Origin of the sequence: uncultured Tateyamaria sp. (genome assembly GCF_947503705.1) — a bacterium.
Taxonomy (GTDB): Bacteria; Pseudomonadota; Alphaproteobacteria; order Rhodobacterales; family Rhodobacteraceae; genus Tateyamaria.
On the sequence record NZ_CANNES010000004.1, the window covers coordinates 209,767 to 231,022 of the forward strand.

The window sequence follows — 21,256 nt, forward strand, 5'->3', positions numbered from 1 at the left end:
GCACGCCCCCGCCTGACCAGAGCCAAATCGACCCGCCTGCCGCCAGTGGCGAACTTCACCCCTTGGCGGGCCGCCAGAGCGGGCCAACAGCCACCAACAGGACCAGCACGTTGAACAGCGCGTTCGACGTCGTGCCCGACGCAATTGACCCTGCGCTGTCCAGAACGAACCACGCCCCCAGACCCACCAGAACGCTGCGGCGCACGCCCTCGGGTGCGGCATCATAAACCCAGGCCTGCAAGCACCAGATCATCACGCCCCAGCCAAACAAAAACCCGCCCGTCAAAGCTGACAGAAACCGGGTGCCATAAGCGTCATAGGTGGGTGCGCCATCCAGCGGCCAAGACAACAGATCCAATGACCAGCGCGCTGGCTCTGACGTGGCCAACATTGTGCCGAGGAAAAAGACAGGCCCGAAAGAGCCCACAACGATCGCAGTGATCTTGAGCCAGAATTTGTGAAAGGACTGTGTCATCGGTAGAGCCTCCTGCTTCCAGTTACCGAGGCACCTAGCGGGAGGCGGATCATTCAGGCAATTACTTCACAGGTAACTGACGGCAGGCTTTTTTAGGTCTAGGCTCGGGCCATGACCGAGTTTTCCAGCACCCTGCGCACTTGGCGCAAAGCCCGCCGTTTCAGCCAGCTTGACCTGGCCGGAGAGGCCAATGTCTCGGCCCGCCACATCTCTTTCCTGGAAAGCGGGCGGTCGCAACCCAGCCGCGACATGATCAGCCGTTTGGGCGATGCGCTGGCGCTGCCACTGGATGCCCGTAACCAAATGCTGACCCACGCGGGCTTTGCCGCGCGCTATCCGGGCAGGCCCTGGGACGCGGCAGATATGGCACCGATTCGGGATGCGGTGGACTATATTCTGACGGCCCATGCCCCCTACCCTGCGCTGGCTGTCGACCGGCTCTGGACGGTGCTGCAAATGAACGCGCCTGCGCAAAAACTGTATGCGATGCTGGGGGTGCGCGTTGGAAACAGCCTTCTGGATCTGGTGATGTCCGACCATATTTCAGAAGTAATCAAAAACTGGCCTCAAGTCGCCCATCACGCTTGCCAAAGGCTGCGCACCGAAAGTGCGGCGCAAGGCGGCGTGCCCGAACTGGACCGCGCCGCCGATCATCTGGGCCAGGTGCCACAGCCCAAAGGGGCGCCCACCAGCCCAGTCATCCCGACAATCCTGAACCTGGGCGACGCGCATCTGTCGATCTTTGCCACCATCGCCCAATTCGGCACACCCGAGGACGTGGCCCTCGCCGATCTCAAGGTCGAGCTTTATTTCCCAGCGGATGAGGCATCCGCCGCGTTACTGCGCGCTTTTGACAACTAGGCCGGGGTCGCACCAAGGTCGGCGCGGGCCACACGGGCCAGCGCATTGCGAACCACCAGAATGTGAAAGGGCATGATCGTCGCCAGATAAAGGCGCCCACCGGTATTGTGGGGATGCACCCAAGTGGCCAGCGACACCCGCCCACCTTGCGAACAGACCGAGACACGAAAATTCAGATGCTTGTCGTCAAACCCGGCAATCACCTCATCGCCCGTATCCAGCTCAACAGGAAAGGGCCCCAGCTTGTCTTCTGCCTCTGGCCCATCTTGTGACAGACCAAAGGGCGCGGTGATCAGGCGTCGCACCTGCAAAAGCGCCCGCGCCCACCCTGGAAAGGCCGTAATGATCGCCGCCGCAGGACGCGCGGGCATATTGCTGGGTACGGAATAGCAATCCAGAAAATCGCCCTCGCCCACATAAGTGTGCAGGGCGCTCTGCTCAGGTAAAGACGTTAGTGTCACAGGCATAGTGGACCCTCCGCGTTGTTCTGAGCAAAGGCTAGCGAAGTGCCGTTGCACCCGCAGCGTGACAAGTGGCCACGGCGCGCGCATCATGCGCGAAATTCTGGCAACGGGACGCCTCTCATGACACACGACAATCCCCCAGGTTCACATGCTGCGTGGCCGCCGACCCAAATGGCTTTTAAAGTAAGCTGGGAGGGCGCGGAAATGTCCTTCCTTGAAGTTGAGGGGTTCGACGTCTCGGACCAGCCGCTTGATCTTCAACCCGGCAGAGGCTCCGCCCTTGCCAAGACGTTGACGCTGCCCAAAACAAACCAGTTGTTTTACCTGCGCAAAAGCGTCTTGCCTGCGTCCCACCCGATCTTTGACTGGGCGGATCAGGTGTTTGCCGGCAAAGTCGAGACCAAGGCACTGAAAATCGAGTTGCTGGGCGCAGATGGCGCGGCAATCGCAAGCTGGACCGTGAATGGCGCTGCCCCGACTGCGATGCGCAAGGGCGCCCTTGATGCGATGACGCGAGGCCAAGCCATCGAAGAGGTTACAATGGTCCACAACGGCATCACGCGCGACGCTTGAACGAAAAAGGCCGCCCCAAATGGGACGACCTCATGATCTTTGGCAGCGGGCAGACCCCGCTAAATCTTAGTTCTTGGCGTAAAATTCGACGACCAGATTCGGTTCCATCACCACTGGGTAGGGCACATCGCCCAATGTGGGGGTGCGCACGAATGTGGCTGTCAGTTTGGAGTGATCCACGTCCATATAGTCAGGCACGTCACGCTCGGGCAGTTGGGTCGCTTCAAGGACGACAGCCAGTTGCTTGGACCGGTCACGGACCTCGATCACGTCACCTTCTTTGACGCGGTACGAGGGGATGTTGACCTTCTTGCCATTCACACGCACGTGGCCGTGGTTCACGAACTGACGGGCCGCAAAAACGGTCGGCACGAACTTGGCACGGTAGACAACGGCGTCCAGGCGACGCTCCAACAGGCCGATCAGGTTTTCACCGGTGTCGCCTTTGACACGTTCCGCTTCAGCATAGATGCGGCGGAACTGCTTTTCGGTCAGGTCGCCGTAATAGCCCTTCAGCTTCTGCTTGGCGCGCAGCTGAATGCCGAAATCCGACAGCTTGCCCTTGCGGCGCTGACCGTGCTGGCCGGGGCCATATTCACGACGATTGACGGGGGATTTGGGGCGACCCCAAATGTTTTCGCCCATGCGGCGATCGAGTTTGTACTTGGCAGACGTGCGTTTTGTCACGGCTGATCTCCTTCGGTTCAGGTTTCCAAAGGGCGTTGTCCTCTCCCCGGATTTTGCCGGGACGACAGGAACCCCCTCGCGGGGACCACCAACACCAATGAGTGCGCGCTTATAAGGGTCGCGCTGGCCGTGTCAACGCCTCGCAAGAGCCGCGCATTCGGCATGCCGATGACAGGTCACGATATGATCGTTCACAAGGCCCGTCGCCTCCAGGAAAGCATACACAATCGTGGGGCCGCAAAATTTGAAGCCCGCTTTCTTGAGGTCCTTCGAAATCTGGGTCGATAAGGGCGTGAAGGGCGGCACGTCGGCCTGAACCGGCCAGGCGTTCTGTAAAGGAACGCCGTCAAAGTACTTCCATAAAAACTGATCGAAACCCACGCGGGCATGCAGTTCCTGATAGGCCCGGGCATTGTGAATGGTGGCCTCGATCTTGCCCCGATGACGAATAATGCCCGGATCAGCCAGCAGGCGGGCCACATCCGCCTCGCCCCACTCCGCAATGGTATCGGGATCGAATCCGGCAAAAGCTTTTCGAAAATTATCACGCTTTTTCAATATGGTAATCCAACTGAGGCCCGCCTGAAACCCATCCAGAATCAGCTTTTCCCACAAGGTGCGGGCATCATATTCGGGCACGCCCCACTCTGTATCGTGATACTCCACATAGATCTGCTCAGGCCCCGCCCAGCCACAACGTCCATCCATACCAGGCCCTTTTTAGTGATTGCAGAAAATTAGAACAAAATGCCAACATTAAGGATTTTTTACGGCTTCTGTTTCACTGTGACCAGAGGAATTGTGCCAGGGGGTCGCTGCCAGACCATGCAGAAACAACGAATGATGAATATCCCTCCGGGGGCCGATAATCCGCTGAACGCCGCCGTATCATCGCGCGATCGCAGCACGCTGGACATGGTGGCGCAAGCGGTCAAACATCAGCAAACGATGCTGGCCTATCAGCCGGTAGTGGTGGCACGCGATCCCGGGCGCGTCGGCTTTTACGAGGGACTGATTCGCGTCATGGACGAAACGGGGCGGGTGATTCCGGCCAAAGATTTCATGCCTGTGGTTGAACGCGCCGAACTGGGCCGCGAAATTGACTGCGTCGCGCTGAACATGGGGTTCAGGACGTTGCACGAAAACCCATCTGTGCGCCTCTCCATCAACATGTCCGCCCGCTCCATCGGGTATCAGCGTTGGATGCAGGTCATGAACCGATGGCTGAAAAAGGATGCGACGCTTGGCGAACGCCTGATCCTCGAAATCACCGAAAGCTCGGCGATGGATCAGCCGGAACTCGTCATCGACTTCATGGCACGGCTCAGCCGCAGGGGCATTTCCTTTGCGCTTGACGACTTCGGGGCAGGCTATACCGCGCTGAGATATCTCAAGGATTTCCTCTTTGATGTGCTCAAGATCGACATGATGTTCTGCAACGGGATCGCAAATGACCCCGACACGCAGGTGCTGACGCAAGCGATCATCCAGATCGCTCAGCACTTCGATATGCTGATCGTCGCCGAAGGGGTCGAACAACAGGCAGATGTCGACATGCTGACGGCTATGGGGGCCGACTGCCTGCAGGGCTATTACTTCGACGCGCCCAGCATCCGACCCGATTGGCTGTTTGACGGTGGCAAAGGTGCGGTCAAAGCGGGTATGCGCGCCTGAGACACCCTGTCCGTTGCCGCAGCGCGGCAAATGCAGTAAAGGTCCCGCGACGCGGGGCAATCTGGGGCCCGCACAACGTGCAAGTCTCGGACAGTCCTCGCCTTAACTGACAGAGGACCTGACCCTATGACCAATATCGTGATCGCTTCTGCTGCCCGGACTGCCGTTGGCAGCTTTGGCGGCTCTTTCGCCAACACGCCCGCACATGATCTGGGCGCCACCGTGCTCGAAGCCGTGGTAGAGCGCGCAGGCGTCGACAAATCCGAAGTGTCCGAGACGATCCTCGGTCAGGTTCTGACAGCGGCCCAAGGGCAAAACCCTGCCCGCCAGGCGCACATCAACGCGGGCCTTCCCAAAGAGGCAGCCGCATGGTCGATCAACCAGGTTTGCGGTTCCGGTCTGCGCGCCGTGGCCCTTGCCGCCCAGCACATCCAACTGGGTGATGCGGATATCGTGATTGGCGGCGGCCAGGAAAACATGACCCTCAGCCCCCATGCCGCATCGCTGCGCGCAGGCCATAAGATGGGCGACATGCAATATATCGACACCATGATCCGCGACGGTTTGTGGGATGCGTTCAACGGCTATCACATGGGTCAAACGGCTGAAAATGTTGCCGACCAATGGCAGATCACCCGCGAAGCGCAGGACGAATTCGCCGTGGCTTCGCAGAACAAAGCCGAAGCAGCCCAGAAAGCCGGTAAATTTGTGGATGAAATCACAGCCTTCACAGTGAAGACCCGCAAAGGTGACATTGTGGTCGATGCTGACGAATACATCCGCCACGGCGCCAACCTTGAGGCGATGGCAAAAATGCGCCCCGCCTTCACCAAGGATGGTTCGGTCACAGCCGCCAACGCTTCAGGCCTGAATGACGGGGCCGCCGCGGCCCTCATGATGACAGCCGAGAACGCGGAAAAACGCGGGATCGAGCCGCTGGCGCGCATCGCAAGCTACGCCACCGTCGGCCTCGACCCATCCATAATGGGTGTCGGGCCAATCTACGCCAGCCGCAAAGCACTGGAAAAAGCCGGTTGGAAGCCCGAAGACCTCGACCTGGTTGAGGCCAATGAGGCGTTCGCCGCCCAGGCCTGTGCCGTGAACAAGGACATGGGTTGGGACCCGGCCATCGTGAACGTGAACGGCGGCGCCATCGCAATCGGCCACCCCATCGGTGCCTCCGGCGCCCGGATCCTCAACACCCTGCTCTTCGAGATGAAGCGCCGCGACGCCAAGAAAGGCCTCGCCACGCTCTGCATCGGCGGCGGCATGGGCGTTGCCATGTGCCTTGAGCGCCCATAAGCGCTCGGATTGAGGTTCAGCGCGACTGATCCAGATCAAGGCGGCGCACCCCCGCGCCGCCTAACACCCCCTAAAGCATATCGGCGAAAATCACGCGTAATAATGTTGCGCGCACAACCGTTATGCGCGAAACAAGTGTAAACACCTAACGGAGGAATTCCATATGTCCCGCACAGCCCTTGTCACCGGAGGCAGCCGAGGCATCGGCGCCGCCATCTCAACCGCCCTCAAAGACGCAGGCTATGCCGTCGCCGCCACCTATGCGGGCAACGACGAAGCCGCCGCCAAGTTCACGGACGAGACGGGCATCAAGACCTACAAATGGAACGTCGCCGACTATGACGAATCCAAAGCGGGCATCGAAAAAGTCGAGGCCGATCTTGGCCCGATTGACGTTGTTGTGGCCAATGCGGGCATTACCCGCGATGCCCCATTCCACCGCATGACGCCAGAGCAGTGGCACCAGGTCATCGACACCAACCTAACCGGCGTCTTCAACACAGTGCACCCCATTTGGCCCGGCATGCGCGAGCGCAAATTCGGCCGCGTCATCGTGATCTCGTCGATCAACGGTCAGAAAGGCCAGTTCGCCCAGGTGAACTATGCCGCAACCAAAGCGGGCGACCTGGGCATCGTGAAATCGCTGGCTCAGGAAGGTGCGCGCGCAGGCATCACCGCCAACGCGATCTGCCCCGGCTATATCGGCACGGACATGGTGATGGCGGTTCCGGAAAAGGTCCGCGAAAGCATTATCGCACAGATCCCCGCGGGCCGTCTGGGCGAGCCAGAAGAAATCGCGCGTTGCGTGGTGTTTCTGGCATCGGACGATTCGGGCTTTATCAACGGGTCGACCATTTCGGCCAACGGCGCGCAATTCTTTGTCTAATCGGTGCCGCGTCGGGCAAAACACCGACGCGATACCGACGTAATACCGACGTTAAACAGGCGTTGAAAAAAGGGCCGGTGCATCACGCACCGGCCCTTTTCAAATCCCGTAAGATGGTGGCCACCATCAGCGGGAAGTCTTGGCCCCAAACAGCCAGTTCCAGGCGTCTTTCATGGCTTTGGCGCGCTCTTCGTGTGCGTTCACCATGGCGTTGCGGGCGGCGGGGTTGGTTGTGGCTTCGATCATCGTTGTCATCCTTTGGCGCTTGTTCGTCTTGAGACTGATATGCGCCTTTCCATGCCCTGCGACAAACGAGACTTTTCACCGCTTCACATAAGGTATACTTAAGTGATATGCCGGATCGCCTTCCCCCACTGACCGCCTTGCGCGCCTTTGATGCCGCCGCGCGCCATATGTCCTTTGCCAAGGCAGCGGACGAATTGCATGTCACGCCGGCGGCCTTGTCGTTCCAGATCAAGTCACTAGAACAGCATCTCGGTGCCCCCCTTTTTCGCAGGTTGAACAGAGCGGTCGAGCTGACGGATGCGGGCAAGGCCCTTGCCCCCGGCGCATCAGACGGATTTCAAACACTGGCCGCGGCATGGCGTTCCGCGGAACGAACGCAAGACAATCAAACACTTACCGTAACTGCAGGGCCAGCGTTTACAGCCAAGTGGCTGGCCCCGCGCCTCTACGAGTTTGCCCAATCGCATCCCGAGGTCGAGTTGCGCTTTTCCGCGTCCCTCAAATTGATGGACTTTGGGCGGGACGCGATTGACGTTGCCATCCGCTTTGGACGCGGCGCGGATGAGGGGCTCTATTCCGTCCCTCTGGCCGAAGAATGGGTGTGCCCCGTCATGACCCCGGCCATGGCCGCGCAACATCCCACACCGCAAAGCCTGACCAAAGCGCCTCTTATTTTTGACGATAGCATCAGTTTTATCGAACCGCGCAGCGACTGGGAGGCATGGTTTCGCGCCATGGGTACCGACTTTGCGCCGACCCACGGTCCAAGGTTCAGCCAGGCCGATCACGCCATCGACGCCGCATTGGCGGGCGTGGGTGTCGTACTTGGCAGACGTGCCCTCGTGGTCAAAGACATCGCCGACGGGCGTCTGGTCATGCCCTTCCCCACTGGCTTGAATACAGGCGTGCGTTTTCGCTTTCTTTGTGCCAAAGGCGCTGAAGAACGCCCGCAAATCGCAGCCTTTCGGGATTGGATGATGGCCGAAATCGACAAAACTTCCCATATCACAGAGGCTATGACGCTGATCGCCGCTGCGGATTTAGCGCAGGGATGAGCAAACATCGCGCCACGCTGATTGGTTTCATTGCTGTCCTGCTCTGGGGTTTGCTGGCACTGTTTACCGTGGGCGCCGCTCCGACGCCCCCCTTCTTGCTGAACGCCGTATGTTTTTTCATCGGCGGGACACTGGGCCTGATCTGGACAGCAGCATCCGGCGGCCTTGGGCAACTGCGCCACGTCCCACCGCGCGTCTATATCCTCGGCACGTTGGGCCTGTTCGGCTATCACGCACTCTATTTTTCGGCCTTGCGCCTTGCCCCGGCAGCCGAGGCGAGCCTGATCGCCTACCTGTGGCCCTTGCTGATCGTACTTTTGTCGGGTCTTTCACCGGGCGAACAGTTGCGCAGCGGCCATATCATCGGCGCGCTGGTCGGCTTTGCCGGGGCGGCTTTGATCATCTCTGGAGGCGGGGCGGGCTTTGACCCCACCGCTTTGGGCGGCTACCTCTTGGCCGCTGCCTGCGCCATGACATGGTCCAGCTATTCGGTGCTTTCGCGCAGTTTCGGGACGGTCCCAACGGCTTCCGTCGCGGTGTTCTGCATCGCCAGCGCGCTCCTGTCACTGCCCTTGCACCTCGCTTTTGAAGTCACGGCATGGCCCGAAGGCGCCTTGGGCTGGGCAAGTATGATGCTTTTGGGCCTCGGCCCGGTCGGCTTGGCCTTTTACGTCTGGGATATCGGCGTCAAACGGGGCGACATCCAGATGTTGGGCACCGCGTCATACGCAGCGCCCTTGTTGTCGACACTTGTTCTGGTGGTGGCCGGTGTGGCCGCGCCCAGTTGGACACTGGCCCTAGCGGCCATCCTGATCACCGCCGGGGCGCTCCTTGCGGCGCGCGCCAGCCTCAGAAACGGGTGATCACCCCGATAATCGGGTGATTTCTTCTTTCAGCTTCAGTTTTTGCTTTTTCATGGCAGCGACTTCGATCGTGTCTGCTGCGGGGGACCGTTGCGCCAGATCGACTTGTTCGCTCAGGGTCCGATGCTTCTTTTTCAACTCTTCGAGATGGGCTGTCACGCTCATGCAGTACTCCTTGCTGATAAAGTGCACCTCCATCGAACCACAGAATTTGCGCTGTGTCACGCCGCAGGCGCAGCATATGGATAGGCTAGCGCGCAGACCCTTAACGACAGATTAATCAAAAAGCGGTGCCCCATCGCGCAAAACCGATTGGATTTCAGGGCGGTAGCTGTCGCGATCCGCCACATGGGCCGCGCCCTGATGCAAAATGACAGGCGCGTGCAGGCGAAATTCTGCCCGCCCGCTCTTGCGTGCCCGGAAAATCACGAGCTCAGCCGGTTTTCCAGCGCGTGGACACAGCGGCCAGATTTGAAAACTGCCCAAGCGGCCGGCGGCGGCGGCCAGAATATCAGGCACCCGCTCCACCCTGTGGATCATGTGCAGGTGCCCCTTGTACGCGAGGCGCCGTGCCGCCACATCGACCCAATCCGCCAATGGCGTGTCGATGCCCAATGCCCCTTCGCGCCCCGGGTCCTCGGCACTGTGGCCCGCCCCACGATCAAAATAGGGCGGATTGGCGAGTACGTGGTCAAAACTCTGTTCGCGCACGGCAAAGGGCAAGCCCTTCAAATCCGCCGTCACCACATCCAAACCATTACGCGCCGCCAAAGCCGCATAACCCGCCTGCCGCTCGACCCCCAGCAAGCGCAGGCCCGGAACCCGCGCGCCCAGACACAAGGCCGCCGCCCCCACACCACAGCCCAAATCCAGCACCGATTGCCCCGCCTTTGCAGGCACCGAGGCGGCCAGCAAAACCGGATCAACCCCCGCCCGATACCCCCGTCGGGGCTGCCACAAATGCAGCTTACCACCCAGAAAGGCGTCGCGGGTCAGGTCAGTATCCGAGGTCGATGTCATTATCCGTCATCACCCGCAACGCGGCCGCGTGATCCCCTTCGCGCACCATTAAACGGCGCGGGAAAATACCTATGCCGCCTTCGAGGATGCTCATGTTTACGTCCATCTGAAAGCAGTCTATATCCTCGCCCTCGAGAAGGGCCGAGGCGAATGCGATAATCGTCGGGTCGGTGCTGCGCAAAAGTTCCTTCATATCATGGATGTAGGGGCATCGCGGCCTAAATGTCGAGAGGGCTTGGGGGCATGAGCATGGACGCAGCTGAGATCACAAAACCGCATGACCGTCTGGCCGCCTGGCTTGCTGCGGACATGGAGGCCGTGAACACCCTCATTCGCGAGCGCATGGCGTCCAAACACGCCCCCCGCATCCCCGAAGTGACCCGCCATCTGGTCGAGGCGGGCGGCAAACGTCTGCGCCCCATGCTGACGCTGGCCACGGCCCACATGTGCAACTATGCCGGCCCCTATCATGTGCATCTGGCCGCCACGGTCGAGTTCATTCACACCGCGACCCTGCTGCATGACGATGTGGTGGATGAAAGCGCTCAGCGCCGGGGGCGGCCCACTGCCAACCTGCTCTGGGACAACAAATCATCCGTGCTGGTGGGGGATTACCTTTTTTCCCGCAGCTTTCAGCTGATGACCGAGACGGGCAATATGGACGTGTTGCGCATCCTTTCGGACGCCTCCGCCACGATTGCCGAGGGCGAGGTGTTGCAAATGACAGCCGCCCAGGATCTGGCGACCGACGAGGCTGTTTATCTGCAAGTGGTGCGCGGCAAGACGGCGGCGCTGTTTTCGGCCGCGACCGAAGTGGGCGGTGTCATCGCAGGGGCCGACAAGGCCACTGTGCAGGCCCTGTTCGATTATGGCGACGCTCTTGGCATTGCCTTTCAGATTGTCGATGACCTGCTGGATTATCAGGGCCAATCCTCGGCTACGGGCAAGAACGTGGGCGACGATTTCCGCGAACGCAAGCTGACCCTGCCGGTGATTAAGGCGGTGGCATTGGCCGACGCTGAGGAACGTGCCTTTTGGTGGCGCACCATCGAAAAGGGCCAGCAAGGCGACGGCGATCTGGAACATGCTTTGGCGCTGCTGCATCGCCACGGCACGCTTGAAGCGACCAAGGACGACGCGATCACCTGGGCCACCAGGGCCAAAGCCTCGCTTGCCGTTCTGCCACCGCACGACTTGCGCGACACGTTGATTGAGCTTGCCGATTACGTGGTCGAGCGGATCAACTGAGGCGCTGCGCGCCGACCGCCCTTCAGCCGCCCGACGCGGATCCACCAACCCGGATGTGTCGCGCTGATCGCCTCGGCGGCAGCGGTGGCCTCATGCATCCGGATAAACAGCCCAAAACAGGTGGCGCCAGAGCCTGACATGCGCGTCAGGCGACAGGCCTGATCCTTCCCCAACGCCTCCAGAACCGCACCGACCTCGGGGCAGACCTCAAGCGCAGGCGCTTGCAGATCATTGCGCTGCGCACCCAGCCAATCGAGCACCAGATCACGATCCTCAAAGTCACGCGGTAACCGGTCAAGGGCCGGGTTTTCCTTGCGCGCCAACCGCTTGAACACGGTAGGCGTCGACACCTGCACACGCGGGTTCACCAGCACAATCGGGTAAGGATGCAGATCGGAAATCGGCGTGATCTGCTCACCAATCCCTTGCACGCGTGCAGGGGTGCTCGGGACGCACATAGGTACATCGGCGCCTATCTCCATCAGGGCCACAGCATCCTCGGCGGTCGGATCGCGCGGGGCGTCCCTGCCTTCGACAGCGGCGCGCAGCGCCAGAACCCCGCGATAGGTGGCCGCCGCATCCGCCGACCCGCCGCCAATTCCAGAGGCGATGGGCAGTTGCTTGTCGAGATGCATGGACAGGGCTTCCTCGCCCCAGAACCGCGCGGCGGTGGCCGACATGATGTTGCCATCTCCCGCCAGATCGGGGGTGGCCTCCGGGCCGGACACGTCCAACCCACCAGGGCCGTCGACACTCAGGGTGACGGTGTCGCCAATATCGGCAAAGGCCACCAGCGTGTCCAAAAGGTGATAGCCATCACTCCGTTGGCCAGTGACATGAAGGCAAAGGTTGATCTTGGCCGGGGCAAAAACCTCGACCCCGATCTTATCCTTCGTCATCCGTCACCTTCAAAGGCGCGGACCCTTCTTCTTCCAGCACCTGGTCCAGACCAACCTCAAGCTTGCGGCGCATCCGTTCGGGATCGGCCTCCCCGTCCACGTCCTCGGGGTCGACAAAGCTCAGGGCGCGCATCCACTGAAAGCGGGCCTCGCGTTCGCGACCTACAGCCCAATAGACATCACCCAAATGGTCATTGACCACCGGATCGACAGGCATCAGCTCAACCGCGCGCTCCATATGGCCCACGGCCTCGCCATAACGGCCGAGGCGGTACAGCACCCATCCCAGCGAGTCGACGATATAGCCGCTGTCAGGGCTGGCCGCGACAGCCTCTTCGATCAGGGCCAGGGCCTCGTCCAGCTTGATCTGCTTTTCCACCAGCGAATAGCCAAGGTAGTTCAGCACCTGTGGCTGACCCGGGTTCAGTTCAAGCGCGCGGCGGAAATCCGCCTCGGCCCGCGGCCACTCGTCCAGACGTTCCAGCGAAATCGCGCGGGCATAATGCAGGAACCACTGGCCCTGACTGGTCTCGTCGCTCAACTCAAGGGCTCGGTCATAGGCGGCAGTCGCGGCCTCAAACCGGTCTTGCTGGCGCAACACGTCGCCAAGTGTGGAATGGACGACAGGCAACTCACCAAAACGCTTGGCCAGTTGCTCCAAAACTTCCACCGCCGCATCCAGCTTGCCAGACTGGCGCAAGGCCGCGGCCCGGCCCAGTTCCGCGGCGTGAAAGGCAGGGTGATCGGCGGGCACTTCCTTGTAGGCAGCGTTGGCCAGTTCATGTTGATCAAGCGATTCCAGCAACTCGGCGCTCAGCAAAAGCGCATCCACATGATCGGGGCGCAGATAGCGGGCAAGGCGGGCATAAAGCAGGGTATATTCCGCCCCCGCATCCTGGCGCAGTGCCCCTGCGACCGAGAAAAACACCTCGGCGGCGCCGTCGCGGGGCGAAGTGATATAGGTGTAAGGGACTGTCTCACCCGCTGCCAGGGCGTCGGCCATGGCGGTCAGTTCGGGATCACTGGCCGAACCAAAGGCGCGGCGGATCGAGGCGACAGCCTCGTCATTGCGGCCCAGTTGCGACAGCACTTCGGCCCGCGCCATTGCACCGCGACGGGTGCGTTGCAGAGGGCCGTCGTTTTGAGCGGCAAAGATGGCCTCGGCCTCTTCAAACTGGCCCAGACCGGCCAGCGCCATCGCCTTGTGATACATGGCAAAACCTTGCAGGCCCGGCTCTTGGGCGATGGTATCAAAGCTGGCCATACCAGCCGAAGCGTCCCCCGCACCGACTTGTGCCCAGGCCTCCAGCAGGCCATCCACCAGCGGGCCGATGCCCATGGTCTCGCGATCGCGAGCCAGATAACCCTCGTAATCCTCGGCCTGCAACAGCACCGCGATGCTGACCATATGGGCCGCCTGACTACGCAGATCGCGCGCCTCAAGCATCGTGGCCAGCGGCTTGGCCCGGTCCACCCGGCCCAGGGCAAGCTGGGCAATGATCGCGTTTTCGATCATTTCGGCATTGCTGGGATCGCGGGCAAGGGCCTGACTGTAATACTGAGCGGCAGCGTCAAAATCCCGGCGCGCGGCGGCATGTTGACCCGCAAGGTAAGCACCCGCCACCGATTGCGCAGGCGCAGGCCCCGTCAACGACACGGCAAGAGCGCAGGCAAGGGCAAGCCCGGCAGAAAAAGACGTCAGTGTGCGGATCACGAGGCGGCGCTCCTGTAATGGCGAAAAGCATTCGTTTGAGGGGTCAAGCTAACACGGCCTGCGCCCGTTGCAATCGCCCAAGCGTCGCAGGGCACTGACAACCCCGCGAGGATGCGACCCACCGCCCAAAACGCAAACAGGCGCGAGGGGTCCCGCGCCTGTTTATCCCCGACCAAAGCCGCAGGTTTACATATTGGGATAGTTCGGCCCGTCCCCGCCCTGGGGAGTCGTCCAGTTGATGTTCTGGCTGGGGTCCTTGATGTCGCAGGTCTTGCAGTGCACACAGTTCTGGAAGTTGATGACAAAGCGGGTGTCCTTGCCCTCTTCTTCCACAAATTCGTAGACGCCCGCCGGGCAATAGCGCGCCGAGGGGCCCGCATATTTCGCCAGGTTCACGGCCACGGGCACCGACGCATCTTTCAGATGCAAGTGTGCGGGCTGGCTTTCCTCGTGATTGGTAAAGGAAAACGCAACATTGGTCAGCCGGTCGAACGACAGCTTGCCGTCGGGCTTGGGATACGCGATCGGCTTGTGCTTGGAAGCCTCTTCGGTTGCGTCGGCGTCATTCTTGCCATGCTTTTGCGTACCAAACAGGGAAAAGCCCATCGTATTGGTCCACATGTCCAACCCGCCCAGCATCAGGGACGCGGTCAGGCCGTATTTCGACCAGAACGGTTTGACGTTGCGCACTTTCTTCAGGTCCGCCCCAATGGCACCGCCGCGCACTTCCGCTTCGTAAGACGACAGCTCGTCCCCGGATCGGTCCGCCTTGATGGCGCGGAACGCTGCCTCTGCCGCGGCCTTGCCCGACAGCATCGCATTGTGGTTGCCCTTGATGCGCGGCACGTTGACCATGCCCACCGAACAGCCCAGCAAGGCCACGCCCGGCGCGACCATCTTGGGCATCGACTGATAGCCACCCTCAGAGATCGCGCGCGCACCGTAAGCCACGCGCTTGCCGCCTTTCAGCAGGTCGGCAACCATCGGGTGATGCTTGAAACGCTGGAATTCCATGTAGGGGAACAGATGCGGGTTCTTGTAGTTCAGGTGCACCACGAAACCCACATAAACCTGATTTTTCTCAAGGTGATAGATGAACGAACCGCCACCCGCATTGCTGCCCAAAGGCCAGCCCATCGTGTGGGTGACCGACCCTTCGCGGTGCTTTTCGGGATCAATCTCCCAGATCTCTTTCATACCCAGGCCGTATTTCTGCGGCTCATGGCCTTGGGCCAGATTGTACTTGGCAATAACCTCTTTGGACAAAGAGCCACGCACACCCTCGCTCAGGAAAACATATTTGCCGTGCAGTTCCATGCCCGGTTCGGTGCCTTCACCGATTGAGCCATCCGCCTCCAGGCCAAAGACACCGGCCACGACACCTTTGACTTCGCCATTGTCGCCATAGACCAGCTCGGAACAGGCCATGCCGGGGAATATCTCGACGCCCAGTTCCTCGGCTTGCTCGGCCATCCAGCGGCACACATTGCCCATCGACACGATGTAATTGCCGTGGTTGTTCATCAGGGGCGGCATGGGGAAGTTGGGGATACGGATCTGACCCGCCTCACCCAGCATGTAAAAGTTGTCGTCCTTCACAGGCACGTTCAGGGGCGCGCCCTTTTCCTTCCAATCGGGGATCAGTGCGTCCAGACCGCTAGGGTCCAGGACCGCCCCGGACAGGATATGGGCGCCCACTTCGGACCCTTTTTCCAGAACCACGACGTTCAGGTCCGCATCCAATTGCTTGAGCCGGATCGCCGCCGACAGACCCGCAGGCCCCGCGCCCACGATCACAACGTCATATTCCATCGTTTCGCGTTCAATCTCGGCCATGATCGGCAGCTCCCTATCTTGCGTTGCCCTGAGCCTCCCAAAGGCCCGGAAATTCCGTTCGGAATTGGCTAGCCGAGCGCCAGCAGCATTGCAATCGCGACACCGCGTAAAAATACGCGATGGCGGCGATGGGTCACAGAATCCTTGCTTTCGTTGGGCAAAGGTCCATGCTGTCTGATACTTTTATTAAAGGAACAAAAAATGGCTGTTACTCTTCAGGTTATGTACCCGATCTCAGACGGCACGACATTTGACGATGCCTATTACGCGTCCACCCACATGGATCTGGTCAACGAACATATGGGCCAGCATATTTCCGACACCGTCGTCACCAAAGGACTTGCAGGCGGCCCTGACACGCCACCTGCCTTCCACGCGGTGGCCACAATGGTCTTTGCGGATCAGGGCGCCATGGATGCAGCCCTAGGCGCAGCCGGGCCTGTTCTTGCCGACATTCCGAACTTTACCAACGCCGCACCGCAAATGCTGATCGGGCAAACCTACGCCTGATCCGGGCGGTCGCCCATCAAATATCTAGGACCGGTGCCGCGCGTCGCGGCCCGGTCTGCCGGGTTATAAAGCGCGCAGGCCTCCAGGCTCAGACAGCCGCAGCCGATGCAGCCATCCAGCGTGTCGCGCAGCTTCTCCAGCCGGGCGATACGGATGTTCAGATCATCACGAAAGGCGGCACTGATGCGTGCCCAATCGGCCTTGGACGGGGCGCGGTGGCGGGGCAGCTTGTCCAACTCCACCTTGATCTGGGCCAGGGTAAAACCAAACTGCTGCGCCACCATGATGAAACTCAGCCGCCTTATATCGGCCCGCTGAAAGCGGCGGCGGCCTGCATCATTGCGCCAGGGGGCCACCAACCCCTCATCCTCGTAATAGCGGATCGCAGACACGGCCAGACCCGTCCGGGCCGCCATATCCCCAATGCTCAAACCCTCTGAAACAGCCACGCGAAAAAACCTCTTGACCTAAAGCTCACTTGAGGTGGGACACTACCCCCATCACGCAACAAAAGGAACGCGCAAATGGCCGCTCAACTTGAACATACCAACTTCACCGTCTCCGATCCCGACGCCACGGCCAAATGGATGTGCGACCTCTTTGACTGGAAGGTCCGCTGGACGGGCGGCTCGCGCGAGGTGGGCTATTCGGTGCATGTCGGCACCGATGACCGCTATCTGGCACTTTACGTGCCCAAGGCCGGCGGCGTGAACCCGCGCGAGGACAATTACACCACCAAGGGCGGGCTAAACCACATCGCCGTGGTGGTAGACGACATTGACGCCATGCGCAGCCGGGTCACCCAGGCAGGCTTTGAGGCCGGCGAACACTACGATTACGAGCCTGGGCAACGGTTCTATTTCCACGACCATGACGGCATCGAATACGAGATCGTGCAATACGACTGACGCAAGCGGCGCGGACAGCGTCCCAAATCCCCTTGCATTCCCCCGCCCCATTGGGTCAGGTAATCCCCATCGCATGACAGGCGGCCCGCACCCCGGGCCGCCCACTCTTATCTGGACGTAGCCGATGGAAAAAATTCCGATGACCCGCGCCGGGGCCCAAGCCCTGGAGACCGAGTTGAAACAGCTCAAGACCGAAGAACGGCCCGCCATCATCAAGGCGATTGCCGAAGCACGCGAGCATGGCGACCTGTCGGAAAACGCAGAATATCACTCGGCCAAGGAAAAACAGTCCTTCATCGAAGGGCGGATCAAGGAACTTGAAGGGGTGATTTCGCTGGCCGAAGTCATTGATCCCTCCAAACTTTCGGGCGCAATCAAATTCGGCGCGCGGGTCACGCTCGTGGACGAAGACACCGACGCCGAAAAGACCTATCAGATCGTCGGCGAATACGAGGCCAACATCGAAAAGGGCCTTTTGAACATAAAATCGCCCATTGCCCGTGCCCTCATCGGCAAGGAAGAGGGCGACAGCGTCGAAGTGCGCACGCCAGGGGGCGAAAAGTCCTACGAAGTGCTGAAAATCGTCTATAGCTAAGGCCATGGCCGACACGTCCAAATCACAGTCACGACCGACCCCGCTGGGCATCTATGACAAACCGCAAGCACGCGGTGTCACGGGGATCGAAGCGGTGGCCATCGCGCTCTCGGCGCTTTGGCTGCTCGGTTCGGCCGCGTTTTTCATGCTGGGCACTGATAACCCGACCAGCAGCGTCGATGGGCTGCAATTTCTCGTCACGATGCTTGCCGTTTTCATGCCCGTCGCCATGATCTGGGTCGCGGCGACGGCCGCCCGGTCCAGCCGGGTGATGCGCGAAGAAAGCCAACGGCTGCAGGCCGCCATAGACGCCATCCGGCAGGCCTATATCGCGCAGCAACAGGGCCGCGACCTGTCGTCCGAACCCTCCGTGTCGCGCAAGCTGGACGAGATTGCCGCCGCCGCCCGCAACACCGAAACGGCCCTCGCCACCTTCCAAAGCAGCCGCCGCGAAAGCGACGCACCAAAGCGGGCCCCAACGCCCGAACCCGCGCCACAGCCCGACGACCAGCCGGCTCTCGCCCTCGGCACCACCGCCGAAGATATCGCGCCGCCTCTGGCCACGACCGACTTTATCCGCGCACTCAATTTCCCCGAAACCGCCGAAGACGAGGCAGGCTTTGCCGCCCTGCGCAAGGCGATGAAAGACCGCGACACCGCCCAACTGATCCAGGCGGCCCAGGATATCCTGACACTGCTCAGCCAGGACGGCATCTATATGGACGACCTGCGCCCCGACCGCGCCCGCCCCGAGATTTGGCGCCAATTTGCCAGCGGCGCACGTGGACGTGCGGTGGCCCCTTTGGGCGGGGTGCGCGACCGCTCGTCCCTGGCCCTGACCGCAGGCCGGATGAAGCAAGACCCGATCTTCCGCGACGCGGCACACCACTTCTTGCGCCGGTTCGACAAGGCGATCTCCGCCTTTGCCGAAACCGCCTCTGACGCTGAACTGTCAGAGCTCAGCGACACGCGTACCGCCCGCGCCTTCATGCTGCTGGGCCGGGTTGCAGGCACCTTCGATTGACGCATCCGCCCATCACGCGCATCCCCGCCCCCGGCAGCGGGCGCAGCGACGCGGTCGCCGCTGACGGCTATGCCTACGCGGTCGCAACCGACCCGCATTGTGCCGATGGCATCACCGCCCAAACCCGCAACACCTTGCACGATCTTGACCGGCTGCTGCACGCCGTTGGCAGTGACAAGACAAGGCTGTTGCAGGCCACCGTCTACCTCAGCGATATTGATCTCAAACCGCAGATGGATGACGTCTGGCGCGACTGGATTGGCCCCGAAGAAAATTGGCCGCAACGCGCCTGCATCGGCGTCGGCCTGACCAAAGGTTACCTGATCGAAGTGGTCGTGATCGCGCAAGCGAGTTGACGGCTAAAGCCCAAAGCCACCCCAAGGGATATAGCGGACAGGATCGCCCGGGCGCACATGCAGCGCGCCATCGGGCAGTTCGACCAAACCATCGGCCCAGGCCAGTCCGCTGATCCGCCCCGACCCTTCCGAGGCAAAAACCTCAACCCGGCCGTCTCGAACCCGCGCCCTCAAATACTCGCGCCGCCCCGGTTTCTTGCGCTTCTCGAATGCGGCCGGCAGGTCGAATCCCTGCGGCTCCGCCCAATCCGCCCCGGCCATCTGCGCCAGCGCTGGCGCGCCAAAGACCAGGGTACAGACCATGGCCGCCACCGGATTGCCCGGCAGGCCAAATACCGGCGTGCCGTTCCACATGCCCAGGGCCAGCGGGCGGCCCGGCTTGATCGCAATGCGCCACAACGCCATCGCCCCCGCCTCATTCAGCAACGCCGACACATGGTCCTCGTCGCCGGCCGAGGCCCCGCCGCTGGTCAGGATCACATCCGCCTGCCCGGCAGCCATGTCCAGACGGCCCCGCAGGGCCGTACGATCATCCGCCACCTGACCAAGGTCCACAGGCACATGGCCCAGCTTGCGGATCAGCCCCATCAACATGGGCCGGTTCGCATCAAAAATCTGACCAGCCGCCGCCGCCTGCCCCGCCTCGACCAACTCATCGCCGGTCGACAAAACGCCCACACGCAGCGGCGCATAGGTCTTCACATCTGGAACGCCCACAGCCGACAGGATCGCCAGATCGGCGGCGGTCAACCGTCGCCCGCGCGCGGCCACGACGTCGCCCGTCATCACATCTTCGCCCGCCTTGCGCGTGTTGGCCCCCGCCTTGATTGGGCCGTTGAACTGCACGGCACCGTCCAGCACTTCCACATCCTCTTGCAAGATCACGGTGTCCACGCCCTCGGGAAGGGCCGCGCCCGTCAGAATGCGCACCGCCGAACCGGCTGGCACTGCCATATCCAACCTCAAACCAGCCGCCGCTTGCGCCGCCACCAAAGGCAACCGGTGCGGCCCCGCGCTGCGGCCCCCGGCAAACCCATAGCCGTCCACCGCTGTATTGGGCAGCGGCGGGTTCGACCGCGCCGCGCGCACATCGGCTGCCAAGACGCGGTCCAGGGCCTGCGCAACCGGCAAGGTCTCTATCGCCACAACAGGTGTCAACCGCGCCTGCAAATCGGCCAACGCGTCATCCACCGGCGTCCAGTTCACACCCGGCGGCAAGGCAAAACAGTCATTGCGCAGCGGCGTCGCGTCCCCGCGCAATTCGGCCTCATGGCCCAGACCGAAAATCCAGCCCTCCGGGTTCGCAGGCACATCCAGCATCTGCGCCAGCCGCGCAGGGGCCAGCGCTGCAAATTGCCGGGCCAAATCGTGGACCTGCCATTGATCCTTGATCCATCCCTCGGCTGCGGGGCCCACTGTCAGCGACGGCCAGACCTCGACCAAAGCAATCGGCGCGTCTAGTGGCTCAAAGGGCCATACGGATACGTCGGGTGCAAAATGGCGGCGCAGCCGCGCCAGTACGGGCAGGCCCATCATCGCCTGACCACCCACCGACCCCACACCCGACATCTGCCAGAGGGTAAAGGCACCCGTGGCCCGCGCCTCGGCCTCACGTCGCGCGGCAAAGGGGCTGTTATACCCCACCTTGGTCCGGGGCAGGCCCGCAATGTCGCGCTTGAGCGCGTTGCCCCAAAACGGACCTTTGCCGCCAAAACGCTGGTTGATCTCGCCCGCCAGATCAAAGCGATTGTTGGCGCGGGGCTCATCCTCGACCCGCGCCTCAAACCAGTCCCAGAGCGCAAAAGGATCATCCGACCCGGTCAAAGCCGCACCAAATCCCGCAGGGTAACCAAAGGGGAAGTCAAAGCCTAACAGCACCCGTCGCCCGGCGGCACGTTCGGCTCTTATAACATCCATCAGCCAAGCCTCGGCCAACTGGCGATTGCGCAGATACACCGCGTCTTCGACAACACCGCAACGCGCGATACAGGCCCAGATCGCATCGGCCTGCGGCTTGGCCGCCCCCTGATTGCCCCCCGACCAATCCACCATGACAAAAG

General features: G+C 61.4%; 25 protein-coding genes. 13 read left to right on the forward strand and 12 right to left on the reverse strand.

What is annotated here, in order from left to right:
- Positions 1–55: 55 nt before the first annotated feature.
- Entirely contained in the window at positions 56–475 is a 420-nt protein-coding gene (locus Q1A44_RS11700; protein WP_299624821.1) for a hypothetical protein, read from the reverse strand.
- A 111-nt stretch (positions 476–586) separates the two neighbouring features.
- On the opposite strand from Q1A44_RS11700, the gene Q1A44_RS11705 reads away from it, so the two are divergent.
- Complete coding sequence (locus Q1A44_RS11705; RefSeq protein WP_299624824.1) at positions 587–1,336, forward strand: helix-turn-helix transcriptional regulator; 750 nt, start codon at positions 587–589, stop codon at positions 1,334–1,336.
- Here the strand turns inward: Q1A44_RS11705 and Q1A44_RS11710 are convergent.
- Positions 1,333–1,803 (reverse strand): DUF2867 domain-containing protein, encoded by a 471-nt coding sequence (locus Q1A44_RS11710; RefSeq protein WP_299624827.1) that lies wholly within the window; start codon positions 1,801–1,803, stop codon positions 1,333–1,335. The genes Q1A44_RS11705 and Q1A44_RS11710 overlap by 4 nt on opposite strands.
- Before the next feature lie 168 nt (positions 1,804–1,971).
- Here Q1A44_RS11710 and Q1A44_RS11715 point away from each other — a divergent pair, with 168 nt between their 5' ends.
- Entirely contained in the window at positions 1,972–2,373 is a 402-nt protein-coding gene (locus Q1A44_RS11715) for a phage tail protein (RefSeq protein WP_299624830.1), read from the forward strand.
- 66 nt (positions 2,374–2,439) lie between these two features.
- Here the strand turns inward: Q1A44_RS11715 and rpsD are convergent, their stop codons facing one another.
- On the reverse strand, positions 2,440–3,060 hold the full coding sequence (rpsD, locus tag Q1A44_RS11720) for a 30S ribosomal protein S4 (RefSeq protein ID WP_299624833.1): 621 nt from the start codon (positions 3,058–3,060) through the stop codon (positions 2,440–2,442).
- A gap of 132 nt (positions 3,061–3,192) precedes the next feature.
- Positions 3,193–3,768: a DNA-3-methyladenine glycosylase I gene (locus tag Q1A44_RS11725; protein ID WP_299624836.1), complete on the reverse strand. Its 576-nt coding sequence runs from the start codon at positions 3,766–3,768 to the stop codon at positions 3,193–3,195.
- A 132-nt stretch (positions 3,769–3,900) separates the two neighbouring features.
- Here Q1A44_RS11725 and Q1A44_RS11730 point away from each other — a divergent pair, with 132 nt between their 5' ends.
- The 5 genes from Q1A44_RS11730 (at position 3,901) to Q1A44_RS11750 (ending at position 9,086) form a co-directional block, all read left to right on the forward strand.
- On the forward strand, positions 3,901–4,734 hold the full coding sequence (locus tag Q1A44_RS11730; RefSeq protein ID WP_299624838.1) for an EAL domain-containing protein: 834 nt from the start codon (positions 3,901–3,903) through the stop codon (positions 4,732–4,734).
- Between the two features lie 126 nt (positions 4,735–4,860).
- On the forward strand, positions 4,861–6,036 hold the full coding sequence (locus tag Q1A44_RS11735) for an acetyl-CoA C-acetyltransferase (RefSeq protein ID WP_299624841.1): 1,176 nt from the start codon (positions 4,861–4,863) through the stop codon (positions 6,034–6,036).
- A 163-nt stretch (positions 6,037–6,199) separates the two neighbouring features.
- Positions 6,200–6,922, forward strand: coding sequence for an acetoacetyl-CoA reductase (phbB, locus tag Q1A44_RS11740; protein WP_299624844.1), 723 nt, complete (start codon positions 6,200–6,202; stop codon positions 6,920–6,922).
- Between the two features lie 353 nt (positions 6,923–7,275).
- Entirely contained in the window at positions 7,276–8,223 is a 948-nt protein-coding gene (locus Q1A44_RS11745) for a transcriptional regulator GcvA (protein WP_299624847.1), read from the forward strand.
- Positions 8,220–9,086: an EamA family transporter gene (locus tag Q1A44_RS11750; RefSeq protein ID WP_299624850.1), complete on the forward strand. Its 867-nt coding sequence runs from the start codon at positions 8,220–8,222 to the stop codon at positions 9,084–9,086. Before Q1A44_RS11745 ends, Q1A44_RS11750 begins: the two co-directional genes overlap by 4 nt.
- On the opposite strand, the gene Q1A44_RS11755 is transcribed toward Q1A44_RS11750, so the two are convergent.
- The 3 genes from Q1A44_RS11755 to Q1A44_RS11765 all read right to left on the reverse strand — a co-directional run bounded on the left by Q1A44_RS11755 (position 9,087) and on the right by Q1A44_RS11765 (position 10,299).
- Complete coding sequence (locus tag Q1A44_RS11755) at positions 9,087–9,251, reverse strand: DUF465 domain-containing protein (protein ID WP_299624853.1); 165 nt, start codon at positions 9,249–9,251, stop codon at positions 9,087–9,089.
- Between the two features lie 111 nt (positions 9,252–9,362).
- Positions 9,363–10,106, reverse strand: a complete 744-nt coding sequence (locus Q1A44_RS11760) for a methyltransferase (protein ID WP_299624856.1) — start codon at positions 10,104–10,106, stop codon at positions 9,363–9,365.
- On the reverse strand, positions 10,084–10,299 hold the full coding sequence (locus Q1A44_RS11765) for a DUF2007 domain-containing protein (protein WP_299624859.1): 216 nt from the start codon (positions 10,297–10,299) through the stop codon (positions 10,084–10,086). Before Q1A44_RS11765 ends, Q1A44_RS11760 begins: the two co-directional genes overlap by 23 nt.
- A 50-nt stretch (positions 10,300–10,349) precedes the next feature.
- Between Q1A44_RS11765 and Q1A44_RS11770 the strand changes: the two genes are divergently transcribed.
- A complete protein-coding gene (locus Q1A44_RS11770) occupies positions 10,350–11,354 on the forward strand; it encodes a polyprenyl synthetase family protein (protein ID WP_299624862.1) in 1,005 nt (334 codons plus the stop codon).
- On the opposite strand, the gene Q1A44_RS11775 is transcribed toward Q1A44_RS11770, so the two are convergent.
- The 3 genes from Q1A44_RS11775 to Q1A44_RS11785 form a co-directional block, all read right to left on the reverse strand.
- The gene (locus tag Q1A44_RS11775) at positions 11,330–12,253 is read right to left on the reverse strand and encodes a 4-(cytidine 5'-diphospho)-2-C-methyl-D-erythritol kinase (protein ID WP_299624865.1); all 924 of its coding nucleotides are present in this window, start codon (positions 12,251–12,253) and stop codon (positions 11,330–11,332) included. The genes Q1A44_RS11770 and Q1A44_RS11775 overlap by 25 nt on opposite strands.
- A complete protein-coding gene (locus Q1A44_RS11780) occupies positions 12,240–13,967 on the reverse strand; it encodes a tetratricopeptide repeat protein (protein ID WP_299624868.1) in 1,728 nt (575 codons plus the stop codon). Before Q1A44_RS11780 ends, Q1A44_RS11775 begins: the two co-directional genes overlap by 14 nt.
- A 186-nt stretch (positions 13,968–14,153) precedes the next feature.
- The gene (locus tag Q1A44_RS11785; RefSeq protein ID WP_299624871.1) at positions 14,154–15,803 is read right to left on the reverse strand and encodes an electron transfer flavoprotein-ubiquinone oxidoreductase; all 1,650 of its coding nucleotides are present in this window, start codon (positions 15,801–15,803) and stop codon (positions 14,154–14,156) included.
- Between the two features lie 201 nt (positions 15,804–16,004).
- Here Q1A44_RS11785 and Q1A44_RS11790 point away from each other — a divergent pair, with 201 nt between their 5' ends.
- Positions 16,005–16,313, forward strand: a complete 309-nt coding sequence (locus Q1A44_RS11790) for an EthD family reductase (RefSeq protein ID WP_299624874.1) — start codon at positions 16,005–16,007, stop codon at positions 16,311–16,313.
- On the opposite strand, the gene soxR is transcribed toward Q1A44_RS11790, so the two are convergent.
- A complete protein-coding gene (soxR, locus tag Q1A44_RS11795; protein WP_299624877.1) occupies positions 16,304–16,762 on the reverse strand; it encodes a redox-sensitive transcriptional activator SoxR in 459 nt (152 codons plus the stop codon). The two genes, Q1A44_RS11790 and soxR, sit on opposite strands and share 10 nt — an antisense overlap.
- Positions 16,763–16,837: 75 nt before the next feature.
- On the opposite strand from soxR, the gene Q1A44_RS11800 reads away from it, so the two are divergent.
- From Q1A44_RS11800 to Q1A44_RS11815, 4 genes are all read left to right on the forward strand, one after another.
- Positions 16,838–17,221 (forward strand): VOC family protein, encoded by a 384-nt coding sequence (locus tag Q1A44_RS11800; protein ID WP_299624880.1) that lies wholly within the window; start codon positions 16,838–16,840, stop codon positions 17,219–17,221.
- A gap of 124 nt (positions 17,222–17,345) precedes the next feature.
- Positions 17,346–17,816 carry a transcription elongation factor GreA gene (greA, locus tag Q1A44_RS11805; protein ID WP_299624883.1) on the forward strand — a complete coding sequence of 157 codons (471 nt, stop codon included), beginning with the start codon at positions 17,346–17,348 and terminating at the stop codon, positions 17,814–17,816.
- Between the two features lie 4 nt (positions 17,817–17,820).
- Positions 17,821–18,840 carry a hypothetical protein gene (locus Q1A44_RS11810; RefSeq protein ID WP_299624886.1) on the forward strand — a complete coding sequence of 340 codons (1,020 nt, stop codon included), beginning with the start codon at positions 17,821–17,823 and terminating at the stop codon, positions 18,838–18,840.
- Positions 18,837–19,196, forward strand: coding sequence for a RidA family protein (locus tag Q1A44_RS11815; protein ID WP_299624889.1), 360 nt, complete (start codon positions 18,837–18,839; stop codon positions 19,194–19,196). Before Q1A44_RS11810 ends, Q1A44_RS11815 begins: the two co-directional genes overlap by 4 nt.
- Before the next feature lie 3 nt (positions 19,197–19,199).
- Here Q1A44_RS11815 and glp read toward each other — a convergent pair whose 3' ends face one another.
- A complete protein-coding gene (gene glp, locus Q1A44_RS11820; RefSeq protein WP_299625238.1) occupies positions 19,200–21,248 on the reverse strand; it encodes a gephyrin-like molybdotransferase Glp in 2,049 nt (682 codons plus the stop codon).
- Positions 21,249–21,256: the final 8 nt, after the last annotated feature.

Bases quoted from the DNA above. Each gene is read 5' to 3' on its own strand.
- Q1A44_RS11700 (WP_299624821.1), bottom strand. From the start codon at position 475: ATGACACAGTCCTTTCACAAATTCTGGCTCAAGATCACTGCGATCGTT.
- Q1A44_RS11705 (WP_299624824.1), top strand. From the start codon at position 587: ATGACCGAGTTTTCCAGCACCCTGCGCACTTGGCGCAAAGCCCGCCGT.
- Q1A44_RS11710 (WP_299624827.1), bottom strand. From the start codon at position 1,803: ATGCCTGTGACACTAACGTCTTTACCTGAGCAGAGCGCCCTGCACACT.
- Q1A44_RS11715 (WP_299624830.1), top strand. From the start codon at position 1,972: ATGGCTTTTAAAGTAAGCTGGGAGGGCGCGGAAATGTCCTTCCTTGAA.
- Q1A44_RS11725 (WP_299624836.1), bottom strand. From the start codon at position 3,768: ATGGATGGACGTTGTGGCTGGGCGGGGCCTGAGCAGATCTATGTGGAG.
- Q1A44_RS11730 (WP_299624838.1), top strand. From the start codon at position 3,901: ATGATGAATATCCCTCCGGGGGCCGATAATCCGCTGAACGCCGCCGTA.
- Q1A44_RS11735 (WP_299624841.1), top strand. From the start codon at position 4,861: ATGACCAATATCGTGATCGCTTCTGCTGCCCGGACTGCCGTTGGCAGC.
- phbB (WP_299624844.1), top strand. From the start codon at position 6,200: ATGTCCCGCACAGCCCTTGTCACCGGAGGCAGCCGAGGCATCGGCGCC.
- Q1A44_RS11745 (WP_299624847.1), top strand. From the start codon at position 7,276: ATGCCGGATCGCCTTCCCCCACTGACCGCCTTGCGCGCCTTTGATGCC.
- Q1A44_RS11750 (WP_299624850.1), top strand. From the start codon at position 8,220: ATGAGCAAACATCGCGCCACGCTGATTGGTTTCATTGCTGTCCTGCTC.
- Q1A44_RS11755 (WP_299624853.1), bottom strand. From the start codon at position 9,251: ATGAGCGTGACAGCCCATCTCGAAGAGTTGAAAAAGAAGCATCGGACC.
- Q1A44_RS11760 (WP_299624856.1), bottom strand. From the start codon at position 10,106: ATGACATCGACCTCGGATACTGACCTGACCCGCGACGCCTTTCTGGGT.
- Q1A44_RS11765 (WP_299624859.1), bottom strand. From the start codon at position 10,299: ATGAAGGAACTTTTGCGCAGCACCGACCCGACGATTATCGCATTCGCC.
- Q1A44_RS11770 (WP_299624862.1), top strand. From the start codon at position 10,350: ATGAGCATGGACGCAGCTGAGATCACAAAACCGCATGACCGTCTGGCC.
- Q1A44_RS11775 (WP_299624865.1), bottom strand. From the start codon at position 12,253: ATGACGAAGGATAAGATCGGGGTCGAGGTTTTTGCCCCGGCCAAGATC.
- Q1A44_RS11785 (WP_299624871.1), bottom strand. From the start codon at position 15,803: ATGGCCGAGATTGAACGCGAAACGATGGAATATGACGTTGTGATCGTG.
- Q1A44_RS11790 (WP_299624874.1), top strand. From the start codon at position 16,005: ATGGCTGTTACTCTTCAGGTTATGTACCCGATCTCAGACGGCACGACA.
- Q1A44_RS11800 (WP_299624880.1), top strand. From the start codon at position 16,838: ATGGCCGCTCAACTTGAACATACCAACTTCACCGTCTCCGATCCCGAC.
- greA (WP_299624883.1), top strand. From the start codon at position 17,346: ATGGAAAAAATTCCGATGACCCGCGCCGGGGCCCAAGCCCTGGAGACC.
- Q1A44_RS11810 (WP_299624886.1), top strand. From the start codon at position 17,821: ATGGCCGACACGTCCAAATCACAGTCACGACCGACCCCGCTGGGCATC.
- glp (WP_299625238.1), bottom strand. From the start codon at position 21,248: ATGGTGGATTGGTCGGGGGGCAATCAGGGGGCGGCCAAGCCGCAGGCC.